Consider the following 11,818-nt stretch of genomic DNA (forward strand, 5'->3'; position numbering starts at 1 on the left):
GAGGTCGTTATTTTCTTACCAGCTCAATAAAGGCGTAATCGTGCGGGTTTTTCTCATCTGCCTTGTGCTCTTCCCTTTTTACCTCTTTCCAGATGGTATAGTCGATCTCTGGAAAATAGGTATCGCCTTTAAAGGTCTCTTTTATCTCCGTCAGGTAAATCTTATCGGCAGACGTCATCGCCTGCTTGTATATCTCCCCTCCCCCCAGGATAAAAAGCTCCTCCTGGCGGTACTTTTCCCCCAGGGCGTAAGCTTCTTCCAGGCTGTTAACGACCAGGCAGCCCTCAGCCCTGAAGTCTTGCTGCCGGGTGATAACGATACTTGTACGGCCGGGTAGCGGCTTTTGGGTAGCTTCCAGGGTCTTGCGTCCCATCACGATAAAGTGCCCCGTGGTGGTGGTGCGAAAATGCTTCAGGTCGGCGGGCATTTTCCAAACCAGGTCATTGTCCTTGCCTATCACATTGTTTTCGCTCTTTGCGACGATTATGGATCGGATCATAGTGTGTTTCCTCTCAAAAAGTCTTCTATTTTCATTCTCTTTTTACCCTCTATCTGAAGGTCAGTAATGGCCAGGGTATCCTTGCCGGTCTGAAAGTGCAGGTAGCTTTTGCCGTCGGTCTTATACTCACCGGCCTCCAGGCCTTCTATATTTCCAGGTACTACCTGACTGGCGAATACCTTCAACTGCCGGTCATTGATTCTGGTCCATGAGGCTGGATAAGGGGAAAGGCCCCTGACAAAGTCATATAATTCAGAAGCGCTCTTCTTCCAGTCTATTTCACAGGTTTCCTTAAATATTTTCGGCGCAGCTTTCAGTTCACCCTCTGCGCTCTGAGGCTCCTGCGGATAGTCACCGGTTTCTATTGCTTTCACCGTTTTTAGCACCAGCCCCGCCCCCATATGCATCAGGCGTTCATACAGCGTGCCCGCATTATCATTTTCGTGGATGGGCTCCTTCTCCTGAAAAATGATATTCCCCGTATCGATCTCATGCTTCAGGAAAAAGGTGGTGGCACCCGTTACCTTATCACCATTGATAATGGCCCAGTTTATAGGGGCAGCTCCCCTGTACTGGGGTAGCAGGGATGCATGCAGATTGAAGGTACCAATCTCAGGCATGTCCCAGACGGCTACAGGCAGCATACGAAAAGCCACCACCACCTGCAGATTAGCATTATATGACTTCAGTTCTGCCTGAAACGTCTCAGACTTAAGGTTAGTTGGCTGCAGTACGGGGATACCCTGCTGTACGGCATAGCCCTTGACAGGACTGGTAGCCACCTTTCTGCCTCTGCCCTTGGGCTTATCCGGGGCGGTGATAACGGCCACTACATTAAAGTCATTCTCGACAAGAATCTGAAGGCTTGGCACTGCAAACTCTGGGGTGCCCATAAAAATGATACGGAGGTCATGCATGCAAAAAAAGTCTTAGTGTGAACGGGGATAAAACTAGAAAAAATAGCGAACAGTTACCCCATTCTGAATAATACATCCTCATTCCTCTACCAGGAACTCATACCATAAGGCCAGTGCTTGAGCAATTTACATGTCCCGCTTACCGGCCAGATAGCTATACTTCCACTCTACTATTTTAACGTATGCAGGGGTGGTGGGCCATAGTAAATTTAACTGATGGCGCAGGCAGATTTTCTAATTACCACAGAGCGGGTAGGCCTCAGACCCTGGCTAGAGGGGGATATTCCGGCTATGGCGGCTATAAGCGGCGACCGGGAGGTAATGAGGTTTTTTCCTGCACCAGCTACATACAAGCAGACGGAAGAGTTTATACACCGCATGCAGAAGAGCTATACTGACCGGGGCTACTGCTATTTCCCTGTCTTTTTATTAGCCACCAAAAGGCTTATAGGCTTTACAGGCCTTCTCTACCAAACATATGAAGGCTTGCCGTTTATGCCCTGCACGGATGTAGGCTGGCGGCTGGATAAATCTGTATGGGGAAAGGGGCTTGCTACGGAAGCGGCCCGCGCATGCCTTACCTTTGGCTTTGAAAACTGTCGCCTGAACACCATCTATGCCACCTGCCCGCAGGTGAATACGCCATCGGAAAGGGTCATGAAGAAACTAGGCATGTCCCGGCAGGGCACCTTCATGCACCCACGACTAAAGGATGCACCTCATCTGCAGCCTTGCGTGTATTATTCTGTTGATAAAGAGAGAACCAGATCATGACCTTCGCTTAATCAGCTTGATATGTATCGTTGTACTATGTAAATTTTGTTATCGCTATCCGCATACACTATGTTAGAATACACTCCCCTTTGGCTGGATATATTTTTTATTCTGACTGTACTGGCTACCGTATTCATTTTTTACCTGGCAAACGGCCAAAAGACGGGGTTGCTAATTCTGACCCTGGGCTGGGCCGGGCTTCATTCGGTGCTCTCGCTCATGGGAGTATACCAGAATATGAATGTACTGCCTCCTCCATTTACCTTCCCACTCATAGGCGCGGCACTACTCATCATTATAGGTCTGGCAGGAAGGAAAAGCCGCAAAATGGCCCGGGAGAAAAACCTGGTAACAAGCACAGTCATGCACACTGTCCGCATACCTGTGGAGGTTACGCTTTATGCGCTGTTCCTGTACGGCGCGGTGCCTGAAATAATGACCTTCGGCGGGCGCAACTACGATATATTATCCGGTCTTACGGCTCCACTGGTAGCCTGGCTTCTTTCCAGAAAACTGGCAAAGCCCATCTTCATGATCTTCTGGAATATCATCTGCCTGGGTCTTGTACTGTTTATTTTAGTACACGGTGTACTGTCCACAGAACTCCCCATTCAGCAGTTTGGCTTTGATCAGCCAAACAGGGCCGTATTATATTTCCCTTATGTACTGTTACCCGCTGTGGTGGTACCTATAGTGATCTACTCTCACCTGTCGGACCTGATGGTGTACCTGAGAGCCTACCGGAGAAGAAGGTCTTATAAGGGAGTGGTCTGAAACCAAAAAAGCTGCCTGCTTACCTGCAGACAGCTTTCTCCTTTATTATGACAAACAAATGATCAGTTCTTATTCTTGATTTTGCCCATGCCACTGGTATTCAGATGAGTGTCAGAGGGATCTCCTTTATAATAAATACTACCCACACCGCTGGCATTGGCATTCAGCCTGTTGGAAGCATGAACTTTTACAGTACCTGCTCCGCTGCTGGTAACATCCACATCCTTACTTTCCAGCTCATAAGCAGAATAGGTACCCGCTCCGGAAAGTTCTATGTCATGGGTATCCACTGAACCTCGAAGCTCAACAGAGGCCGCACCACTAATATCAGTATCAAGTGAGTTAGCCTTCAGGTCGATTGTAAGTTCACCGGCACCACTAATATCCAGCTTGAGGTCGTCTACCTTCATCTGTCCATCGGTAGTTATATTACATGCTCCGCTGATGTTGATCTCACTCAGATCACGATAGGTAATAAAAATCTTTACGTCATCGAAATTGGTCCAACGCTCGCTGGTATTTCTTTTAGTACCAATCTCGAGGGTATTCCCCTGGTTACTTATTTCCACCTTATCAAGTTTATCGTCAGGCCCTTCCATCCTTAGCGAGTATTCGTTACCCTGCTTCAGGGAAAGGGTATAAGCCCCGGAAACCTTCAGTTTTTTGAACGCCTGAATATCGGGCGTGCGCTGCGCATTTGCTTTGGCAGAAAACAGCATGACGCATGCAATCATGGCCATTGATATATAAAGCATAGTTCTTCTCATGTTAGTGCAGTTGTTGATTTCCTTAAGGACAACAAATACTGGGAAGGGTTGCAGATTGATGTTGATTATTTTTCCTTTCCAGTAAAAAAGGGCATAAAATAAATTTTAACGGGAGCCTCACTTCCTTCAGGGTCCGGGTATTCCTGTGAATAAACCGGTCCTTTTTCAAAGGAAACGGCATGATTAAAAACGGGACCGTCGAAGGTAAAGGAATGGTATTCCCCATTCTCCCCACAAGGGTCTATCTCCTTGGGCAGGCTACTAATCCACTCCTCGTCTATCGTCTCTCCCAGCCTGCTTTCCGGCAGATGCTTACTATTCACAGCACACAGAGAGGTTTTAAATCCGCTCTGTACAAACTCTTTAATGAGCTCGCCGGTAGGTTCTTTCCATAAGGGAAATACAGTCTTTAACCCTGAGCCGTGCAGCATACTTTCACGGTAAGCCTTTAGGTCCTCCAGGAAAATATCGCCATAGGCCAGGGCCTCAATCCCTTCATTCAGACACTCCTTCACAAACTGCTCCATGGTTTTCCGGTAGGCATCGTTACTTCTCACCGAAGGCATGTAAATCAGCTTCAGAGGTAAACCTATCGCTTCGGCCTGCTTCTGAATAAGCTCTACCGGCACCTCATGCATAGGCACCTGCCCGGTGTCTTCACCTACCACACAGTGTAGATTAACTACATGGTGCTGTCCGCTTTGGAGTAAACGGTACAGGGCCATGGCAGAATCTTTTCCTCCGCTCCAGCTCAGACTTATCTTCATACCTGCAAGTTATATTTTTTCATCAGATAGCGTAGGTTTGCATACATGTATACCCGTATCTCTTATTTACTGCTATTACTGTGTGTTGCGGTGCAAGCCTGCAGCCCTGACAAGCCGGAGAAGGAGCCTGCGCTCACCCCTGCTGAGGGCGACAGCCTTCTTATGGCCTATGCGGAAACCTTTAAACTCATACGGCACCAGACCTATACTGAAGTTACGATAAACGAGCCCTGGCAGGGGGCTGCCGGACCTGCCCGCTATTACCTGGTGCCTAAAGGTGAGCCAGTGCCTGATCACCTGGGTGAGGAAGATGTCATTCGCACCCCGGTGAGCCGCACAGCCGTATTATCGACCTCATACCTGCCTATGCTGAACATGCTCGGCGTAGCCTCCACAGTCAGGGGTTTTCCGGATACAAGCCTTATATCCACCCGCATATACCGGCAAATGGCTTCAGAGGGCATCCTCTACGACCTGGGCCAGGGCACACAGATAGACCGGGAACTCCTACTGCAGATTGAGCCTGAGGTGGTATTCGGATTTGGTGTAGGTGAACCATCTTCTATCGAAAGGGTACTGAATGCGGCGGGGCATCGCATGGTGTACAATACAGACTACCTGGAAAAGCACCCCCTGGGGCGGGCCGAATGGATCAAATTTTTCGGGGCTTTTTATGATAAAGAGGCCCTTGCTGACAGCCTGTTTACGACTATCAGTGAGCGCTATGACTCGCTGAGGCAAAGAGCCACACAGAATGATCCTGAGCCGGCCGTAATGGCTTCTAATCTGTATGGAGATACGTGGTACGTTCCGGCCGGTGAAAGCTGGGTGGCTACTTTTATCCATGATGCGGGAGGCAGGTACCTCTGGAAGGATACTGAAGGGGCCGGCAGCCTGCAGATGGCCTTTGAGCCGGTGCTGGAAAAAGCCCAGCATGCAGATGTGTGGCTCAATGCCAGTAACTACACGAGCCTTAAAGACATGGCAGCGGCTGATGTGCGCTATACGTACTTTGCCCCCTGGAAAGAAGGCGAGGTCTATAATCCACTTAAAAGTAATGGCACTGCTAACGGAAACCTGTACTATGAGCTAGGCTATGCCAGGCCTGATCTTGTGCTGAAAGACCTGATCCTGATCCTGCAGCCGGACATGGCAGCTACAGGAGTAAATGCAGACACGCTGACATTTTACGAAAAGCTCCCTTAGCTAAACCGTATGGCTTTGATCGGTTTTATACGGGTAATGAGCCAGGTAGGTAATACGAGCACCAGCGAGGTAAGCAGGAAGATGCCGACATTTAACCCAATCATAATAGGGAGGTTCCAGGCAATGGGAACAAACTCCATGTAGTAGTTTTCCGGATCGAGGGGTATCAGTTTGAATTGCTGCTGGATAAGCCCGAAGCCGATGGCCACGGCATTGCCTATCACCATGCCGCGAATGGTAAGTCTCATACCGTTATAGGAGAAGATCTGCCTTATCTGCTTATTGTTAGCCCCCATAGCCTTAAGTAAGCCAATCATCTGGGTGCGCTCCATGATGAGAATAAGCAGTATCGAGATCATGTTAAACAGGGCCACCGTCACAATAATGGTGGTTAGGATGACCACGTTCTGATTTAAGAGGGTAAACCAGTCGAATATCTGCGGATAGCGGTCTGTGACTTTCAGTACATTGAAATCATAATTAACCTGGTCTCTCACTTTTTCCTGGGCTATATCTATGCCCTTAAAGTCCTTCACAAACAGCTCCAGCCCCCCTGCCAGCGAATCGGGCCAGTCGTTCAGCCTGCGGATCATATTAAGGTCACCAAGTATGACCTTTTCATCGAAATCCTCCAGGGCAGTGTTATATATACCACTGATGGTAAGGGGACGATACCGGATAGGGTTCATGATAAAATACATGAGCACCTTATCTCCCACACCGAGCTTAAGCTTATTGGCTATCTTCCGGCTTATCATTACTTCCCTGCTGTAGCCGGAGTCCGGCAGCTCGGGAAAGCGGCCCTCGACTATATTCGGACCAAATCGATTCATATCAAAGCTATGGCTGACCCCCTTTAGCAGCACACCGTATACATCCTCATCCGTCTTGAGCAAGCCTGCTTTGTTAGCAAACTCCTGCACATGGGTGACCTGGTAAAACTGGTCCGGGTTTTGATATATTGGAACATTGAGAGAGATGGGCTCTTCTTCGTATGAATTACCCATAGTATATTTGATGACCTGCAGGTGACCGCCCAGGGCAAAAACTTTTTCCCGGATAGTGTTCTGAAACCCATCCAGTATCATGATGGAGATAAGGACGGCGGCCAGGCCAAACCCAACGCTGGCTACGGCTACCTTGTGTATGGTGCGGGAAAACGAACCGTTTTCTGAGGAATTAAGTCGCTTGAAAATGAAGTAAGGGAATTGCAAAGCCTTTCCTGCCGTTAAATATTGAAGCTGCAAATTACGAAACTATGAGAAACTACCTTCTGCTGGTGATAATGTTTTTAGCGCTACTGCCAGTCACCGCCTGCGCAGCAAGTGACGACCGGCAAAAACAGGCTCGGCCCCCTGCAGAGGAATACCCGCAAGAAAAATCTATCATGACCGCTGCTGCCAGGCCAGAGGCTTATATCCCTCTTTTGGAAGGCAAAAATGTAGCGGTGATCGTAAATCAGACTTCTACCACCGGCGAACAGCACTTGGTGGACTTGCTACTGGAAAAAGGGGTGGCGCTAAAAAAGATCATGGTGCCTGAGCATGGCTTCCGCGGCACGGCTGATGCCGGTGAAAAGGTACAGGACGGGGTGGATCCGGCAACCGGGCTGCCTGTCATAAGCCTTTATGGAAGTAACAAAAAGCCGTCTGCGGATAAGCTGGCGGATATCGATGTGGTGGTTTTTGACCTGCAGGACGTGGGCGTACGCTTCTATACCTACATCAGCACCATGCACTACGCCCTGGAGGCCTGTGCCGAAAACGGCAAAAAACTGGTGGTGCTGGACAGGCCAAATCCTAACGGAATGTACATCGATGGCCCTATCCTGAAGGAAAAGTTCAGAAGCTTTGTGGGGATGCACCCTATTCCTGTGCTCCACGGACTTACAGTGGGTGAACTGGCCAGGATGATAAATGGTGAAGGCTGGCTGGCCGGGGGACTAACTTGCGAACTGGAGGTAGTTCCTGTAGTCAACTATTCACACGATATGTCGTATACGCTACCGGTGAAGCCCTCTCCCAACCTGCCTAATGACCTAAGCATTCAGTTGTATCCTTCCCTATGCTTCTTTGAAGGCACTCCCATCAGTGTAGCACGGGGCACGGTGTTCCCTTTTCAGGCAATAGGCTACCCTGAGCCATCATACGGAGTGTTTACCTTCACACCGAAAAGTATTCCCGGGATGGCTAAGAGCCCCAAGCTGGAGGGTAAAACTTGCTACGGAATTGATTTTCGCAATAGTGATGAGCAGCCGGAGGGTCTTGACCTAACCTACCTCATCGACTATCACAATAAATGGGAAGGCTCAAAACCTTTTTTCACTGATTTTTTCAACCTGCTGGCAGGTACGGATGTACTGGCGGAGCAAATCAAGCAGGGATTCAATGGGGAAGATATACGTATGAGCTGGCAGGAAGAGCTACAGGCATATAAGGAGATGCGTAAAAAGTATTTGCTATATAAGTAATGGGATCTGATAGCAGGCGCCTCTCCGGCCAGGGTCAATGATTGCGGTAGTGCCTCAGCAAGTCTCTGGCGGCCTTGCCAGGGCTGGTGTTGCCGGCCAGCACATCAGAGGTAATCCGGTCAATAGAGCCCTTTACCTGCTCGCTCGCATAAAAATCGACGATAAGCTGATGTTCGATCGCATCCTGCATCCATTGCAGTTGCTGATCTTTTCGCTTCTTATCAAAGAAGCCATTTTGATAAAGGGCCTTATGGTGCTTCTCTATCAGTTCCCATACTTCCGTAAGGCCCTGGCTTTTCATAGCAGAGCAGGTGAGTACCTTAGGGTACCATCCTGATTCATTAGTTGGGAACAGGTGCAGCGCATTCTGATATTCTTGTTTTGCCTTTTTAGCAGTCTTAAGGTTATCTCCATCCGCTTTGGTGATCACTATGCCATCGGCCATTTCCATAATACCCTTTTTAATGCCCTGCAGTTCATCCCCAGCACCGGCAAGCATAAGGAGCAGGAAGAAGTCGACCATGCCATGCACGGCAGTTTCAGACTGCCCAACCCCTACTGTTTCAATAAATATTATGTCAAAACCTGACGCTTCACAGAGAAGCATGGCTTCCCGGGTACGGCCTGCCACTCCACCCAATGTAGTGCCGGTAGAGGAGGGCCTGATAAATGCATTAGGGTCGTGGCTTAATTCCTCCATACGGGTCTTATCCCCCATGATGCTGCCCCCCGTTTTTCGGCTACTGGGGTCTATCGCTAACACAGCCACTTTGTGCTCATGGCCGGTAAGCAAGGTGCCAAAAGACTCAATGAAGGTGCTTTTGCCTACTCCCGGCACCCCGGTAATTCCTATACGAATGCTTTTGCCTGTTTCAGGCATGAGGCTGTCCAGCAGCTCTTCAGCCATCTCCCGGTCCTCAGTCAGGGTACTTTCTACCAGGGTAATGGCCCGGCCCAGTGTGATGCGGTCGCCATTTAGTATTCCCTCGCGGTACTCTTCAAGTGAAAGCCTGTTTTTTCTGCGTGCTGCCATAGTTTGGCTAAGGTAAAAAATCTATCGGTATTTGTGATCGAATCGGAAACGGTCGCTGACTGATTAAAACCTCCCCATGTTCTTTAGTCAAAGAATTACACCCTCTGTCAGGAATTACTGTGAAGACATTCCTTTCATTCCCTACTTTAGGTATCAAAGCAAAGACTAATCTATGAAATACCTGCTATTAACTGTATGCCTCCTGTTTTGTCTGTCTGCTAAGGCCCAAAACATGTCCCTGTCTCCGGCGGAGGTAGCTGAAAACTCTCTGAAGTCTCTGGAAGGCCTCAAAGGAGTGGAAAGAGATTGGGATAGTTTTCGTTCTTACTTCACGCCGGACGTCCGGATCAGTTTGCTTCGCAAGTCTACGGATGGAGAGGAAGAAGTACGTCACCTTACGCTTGAAGAGTTTATAGAAAAAGCGGGGGCTAACTACCTTAAAAACGGCTTTTACGAATACCCTGTTACTGATCCGGTAGTACATACCTACGGACAAACCGCGGTGGTATGGCAGCCGTACGCCATTAAGTTTAACATGGAAGGCGAAGAAATTATGCGTGGCATCAATATTTACCATCTGATACAGGTAAACGGGCAGTGGCGGATCACATTTCTTACCTGGGAGGCTCAAAATGAGACCATGCCTGTTACGGAATGGCGGGAAAGCCAGGAGTAATCATCAGCCGGCAGTCACTTATTTGAACATTGCTACGGAAGGCTCTTCACCCTTTCTGACCCAGCCCCGGTACATCCCGTCTGAATTAAAAGAAAGCACTGGCATACCTGTTTTATCTACTGCAATCAGGCCCCCTTCAGCCCCCATTTCCACCAGTTTGTGCTGCACCACTGCATCACAGGCCTGCTGTAGGGTAAGGCCTTTATATTCCATAAGGCTGGAAATATCATGAGCCACGAGCGCACGCAGGAAATACTCCCCATAACCCGTACAGCTCACAGCACATGTAGCATTATTTGCATAGGTGCCAGCCCCAATGACAGGGCTATCACCTATGCGGCCGTATTTCTTGTTAGTGAGGCCGCCTGTACTGGTGGCTGCAGCAAGGTTGCCCTGGCTATCCAGGGCAACGGCTCCCACCGTACCAAATTTCTTATCGTCCGAATGATCCAGTGTCACTTGATCCCTCTTCAAGGCCCGCTGCCACTGATCGTGTCTTAGCTGAGAGAAGAAATACTCATCCGGCTCCAGAGGAAGCCCTTGTCGTGAGGCAAATTCTTCGGCTCCCTCTCCGCTCATCATGACAAAATCTGAATGATGCATCACATGCCTGGCCAGGGTGACGGGGTTTCTGACAGAGCGTACTCCTGTCACTGTACCGGCCTGAAGGTCATGCCCGGTCATGATGGCAGCCTCCATCTCCTGGTGTCAATGATGGTTAAAAACAGAGCCGCGTCCAGCATTGAAGGAAGGTTCATCCTCTAATGCGCGTACGGCACTTTCCACCGCTTCCAGGGCAGACCCGCCGCGGGCAAGCACCTCATAGCCTTTCTCCAGGGCAAAGTGAAGAGCTTTTTCAAGCCGTTCCTTCTTTTCCGCTTTCATTCGCTCAGGCAGGATAGCTCCTGCTCCTCCGTGAATAGCCAGCGCATAGGTGTGGTGGTGTTGCATATACCCGATGATAAGATGAACAGGCCGCAAAGGCAAAGGTGGAGCAATGAATACTTCTATGCACCTGGCTCACCAAAGCCATCCATGTGCCTGCCCGCTTGTTTATTTATTTTAAACCGGCAGGAATATAACAAAATCAACTCTCAGGCCTTTATGGAAAGGAAAAAAGGACGGCAAAGGCTGTATAATTATATTTTACCCTCACAAGGACATGGATTTAGGCGTATTTTATCCCTCACTGGTAGTAAAGGACATTACAAAATCGAAAGCCTTTTATGAAAAGCTCGGCTTTTCTATGATACCCAACGGCGGTTCAGTAAAAGAAAAGTGGTTGGTGATGTCCAACGGCGACATTAAGATCGGCCTGTTTGAAAGCATGTTTCCTAAGAACACGCTCACTTTCCATCCTAAAGACGCTCGCGAAATACATAGTACTATTAAGGACACCATCGATATAGAGTATATGGGCGAAGGCATGAAGGCAACCAAAGGCCCCTGCTCATTCGTGATCAATGACCCTGACGGCAACCCGATCCTTTTCGATCAGTACGAATAAGCTCCACTGGAACGCTTATTTATCCGCTTATAGAAATAACATATCCAGGGCTGATCGTTACCGTACATAGTGATTGAAGAACTTAAATAAAAAATACCATGATTGTAACTACAACCAATTCCATAGAGGGTAAAACCATCACCGAATATAAAGGCCTGGTAGTAGGCGAAACGATAATAGGAGCTAATATCTTCCGTGATTTTTTCGCAAGTATACGAGACATTGTAGGAGGTCGCTCAGGCTCTTACGAGCAAGTACTACGTGAAGCGAAAGATACTGCCGTAGCTGAGATGAAAGAGAAGGCTCAGGCGATGGGTGGCAACGCAGTAGTCGGGGTGGACCTGGACTACGAAACACTGGGCAGTAATAACGGCATGCTAATGGTGATAGCCAGTGGTACCGCTGTTCGATATGAGTAAATAACCGCA

13 protein-coding genes and 1 pseudogene are annotated in these 11,818 nt (G+C 48.8%); 7 read left to right on the forward strand and 7 right to left on the reverse strand.

All coding sequences use genetic code 11. The features are described from left to right. Positions 1 to 7: 7 nt before the first annotated feature. Both AB9P05_RS04085 and fmt read right to left on the reverse strand, forming a co-directional pair. The gene (locus AB9P05_RS04085; protein ID WP_371907534.1) at positions 8 to 499 is read right to left on the reverse strand and encodes a dihydrofolate reductase; all 492 of its coding nucleotides are present in this window, start codon (positions 497 to 499) and stop codon (positions 8 to 10) included. Beyond that, positions 496 to 1,416 carry a methionyl-tRNA formyltransferase gene (gene fmt, locus AB9P05_RS04090; protein WP_371907535.1) on the reverse strand — a complete coding sequence of 307 codons (921 nt, stop codon included), beginning with the start codon at positions 1,414 to 1,416 and terminating at the stop codon, positions 496 to 498. Before fmt ends, AB9P05_RS04085 begins: the two co-directional genes overlap by 4 nt. A 216-nt stretch (positions 1,417 to 1,632) precedes the next feature. Between fmt and AB9P05_RS04095 the strand changes: the two genes are divergently transcribed. Next, positions 1,633 to 2,190 (forward strand): GNAT family N-acetyltransferase, encoded by a 558-nt coding sequence (locus AB9P05_RS04095; RefSeq protein ID WP_371907536.1) that lies wholly within the window; start codon positions 1,633 to 1,635, stop codon positions 2,188 to 2,190. A 69-nt stretch (positions 2,191 to 2,259) separates the two neighbouring features. Beyond that, positions 2,260 to 2,964, forward strand: coding sequence for a hypothetical protein (locus AB9P05_RS04100; protein ID WP_371907537.1), 705 nt, complete (start codon positions 2,260 to 2,262; stop codon positions 2,962 to 2,964). A gap of 62 nt (positions 2,965 to 3,026) precedes the next feature. Here AB9P05_RS04100 and AB9P05_RS04105 read toward each other — a convergent pair whose 3' ends face one another. Continuing rightward, positions 3,027 to 3,731 (reverse strand): head GIN domain-containing protein, encoded by a 705-nt coding sequence (locus tag AB9P05_RS04105; RefSeq protein WP_371907538.1) that lies wholly within the window; start codon positions 3,729 to 3,731, stop codon positions 3,027 to 3,029. Positions 3,732 to 3,796: 65 nt separating this feature from the next. Next, positions 3,797 to 4,498: a diphthine--ammonia ligase gene (locus tag AB9P05_RS04110; protein WP_371907539.1), complete on the reverse strand. Its 702-nt coding sequence runs from the start codon at positions 4,496 to 4,498 to the stop codon at positions 3,797 to 3,799. A gap of 90 nt (positions 4,499 to 4,588) precedes the next feature. On the opposite strand from AB9P05_RS04110, the gene AB9P05_RS04115 reads away from it, so the two are divergent. Further along, on the forward strand, positions 4,589 to 5,704 hold the full coding sequence (locus AB9P05_RS04115) for an ABC transporter substrate-binding protein (RefSeq protein WP_371907540.1): 1,116 nt from the start codon (positions 4,589 to 4,591) through the stop codon (positions 5,702 to 5,704). Here the strand turns inward: AB9P05_RS04115 and AB9P05_RS04120 are convergent. Beyond that, a complete protein-coding gene (locus AB9P05_RS04120) occupies positions 5,701 to 6,918 on the reverse strand; it encodes an ABC transporter permease (RefSeq protein ID WP_371907541.1) in 1,218 nt (405 codons plus the stop codon). The two genes, AB9P05_RS04115 and AB9P05_RS04120, sit on opposite strands and share 4 nt — an antisense overlap. A gap of 44 nt (positions 6,919 to 6,962) precedes the next feature. On the opposite strand from AB9P05_RS04120, the gene AB9P05_RS04125 reads away from it, so the two are divergent. Beyond that, the gene (locus AB9P05_RS04125; protein WP_371907542.1) at positions 6,963 to 8,174 is read left to right on the forward strand and encodes an exo-beta-N-acetylmuramidase NamZ domain-containing protein; all 1,212 of its coding nucleotides are present in this window, start codon (positions 6,963 to 6,965) and stop codon (positions 8,172 to 8,174) included. A 34-nt stretch (positions 8,175 to 8,208) separates the two neighbouring features. Here AB9P05_RS04125 and meaB read toward each other — a convergent pair whose 3' ends face one another. Then, the gene (meaB, locus tag AB9P05_RS04130) at positions 8,209 to 9,207 is read right to left on the reverse strand and encodes a methylmalonyl Co-A mutase-associated GTPase MeaB (RefSeq protein ID WP_371907543.1); all 999 of its coding nucleotides are present in this window, start codon (positions 9,205 to 9,207) and stop codon (positions 8,209 to 8,211) included. Positions 9,208 to 9,379: 172 nt separating this feature from the next. Here meaB and AB9P05_RS04135 point away from each other — a divergent pair, with 172 nt between their 5' ends. Next, on the forward strand, positions 9,380 to 9,883 hold the full coding sequence (locus AB9P05_RS04135; RefSeq protein ID WP_371907544.1) for a nuclear transport factor 2 family protein: 504 nt from the start codon (positions 9,380 to 9,382) through the stop codon (positions 9,881 to 9,883). Positions 9,884 to 9,901: 18 nt separating this feature from the next. On the opposite strand, the pseudogene AB9P05_RS04140 reads toward AB9P05_RS04135, so the two are convergent. Further along, positions 9,902 to 10,834: pseudogene (locus tag AB9P05_RS04140) on the reverse strand (isoaspartyl peptidase/L-asparaginase family protein). Between the two features lie 211 nt (positions 10,835 to 11,045). On the opposite strand from AB9P05_RS04140, the gene AB9P05_RS04145 reads away from it, so the two are divergent. Continuing rightward, positions 11,046 to 11,390, forward strand: a complete 345-nt coding sequence (locus tag AB9P05_RS04145; protein ID WP_371907545.1) for a VOC family protein — start codon at positions 11,046 to 11,048, stop codon at positions 11,388 to 11,390. A gap of 98 nt (positions 11,391 to 11,488) precedes the next feature. Further along, entirely contained in the window at positions 11,489 to 11,809 is a 321-nt protein-coding gene (locus AB9P05_RS04150; RefSeq protein WP_371907546.1) for a heavy metal-binding domain-containing protein, read from the forward strand. Positions 11,810 to 11,818: the final 9 nt, after the last annotated feature.

Source organism: Roseivirga sp. BDSF3-8, from assembly GCF_041449215.1.
In the GTDB taxonomy this organism is placed as follows: Bacteria; Bacteroidota; Bacteroidia; order Cytophagales; family Cyclobacteriaceae; genus JBGNFV01.

Bases quoted from the DNA above. Each gene is read 5' to 3' on its own strand.
- AB9P05_RS04095 (WP_371907536.1), top strand. From the start codon at position 1,633: ATGGCGCAGGCAGATTTTCTAATTACCACAGAGCGGGTAGGCCTCAGA.
- meaB (WP_371907543.1), bottom strand. From the start codon at position 9,207: ATGGCAGCACGCAGAAAAAACAGGCTTTCACTTGAAGAGTACCGCGAG.
- AB9P05_RS04085 (WP_371907534.1), bottom strand. From the start codon at position 499: ATGATCCGATCCATAATCGTCGCAAAGAGCGAAAACAATGTGATAGGC.
- AB9P05_RS04105 (WP_371907538.1), bottom strand. From the start codon at position 3,731: ATGAGAAGAACTATGCTTTATATATCAATGGCCATGATTGCATGCGTC.
- AB9P05_RS04150 (WP_371907546.1), top strand. From the start codon at position 11,489: ATGATTGTAACTACAACCAATTCCATAGAGGGTAAAACCATCACCGAA.
- fmt (WP_371907535.1), bottom strand. From the start codon at position 1,416: ATGCATGACCTCCGTATCATTTTTATGGGCACCCCAGAGTTTGCAGTG.
- AB9P05_RS04125 (WP_371907542.1), top strand. From the start codon at position 6,963: ATGAGAAACTACCTTCTGCTGGTGATAATGTTTTTAGCGCTACTGCCA.
- AB9P05_RS04135 (WP_371907544.1), top strand. From the start codon at position 9,380: ATGAAATACCTGCTATTAACTGTATGCCTCCTGTTTTGTCTGTCTGCT.
- AB9P05_RS04100 (WP_371907537.1), top strand. From the start codon at position 2,260: ATGTTAGAATACACTCCCCTTTGGCTGGATATATTTTTTATTCTGACT.
- AB9P05_RS04110 (WP_371907539.1), bottom strand. From the start codon at position 4,498: ATGAAGATAAGTCTGAGCTGGAGCGGAGGAAAAGATTCTGCCATGGCC.
- AB9P05_RS04145 (WP_371907545.1), top strand. From the start codon at position 11,046: ATGGATTTAGGCGTATTTTATCCCTCACTGGTAGTAAAGGACATTACA.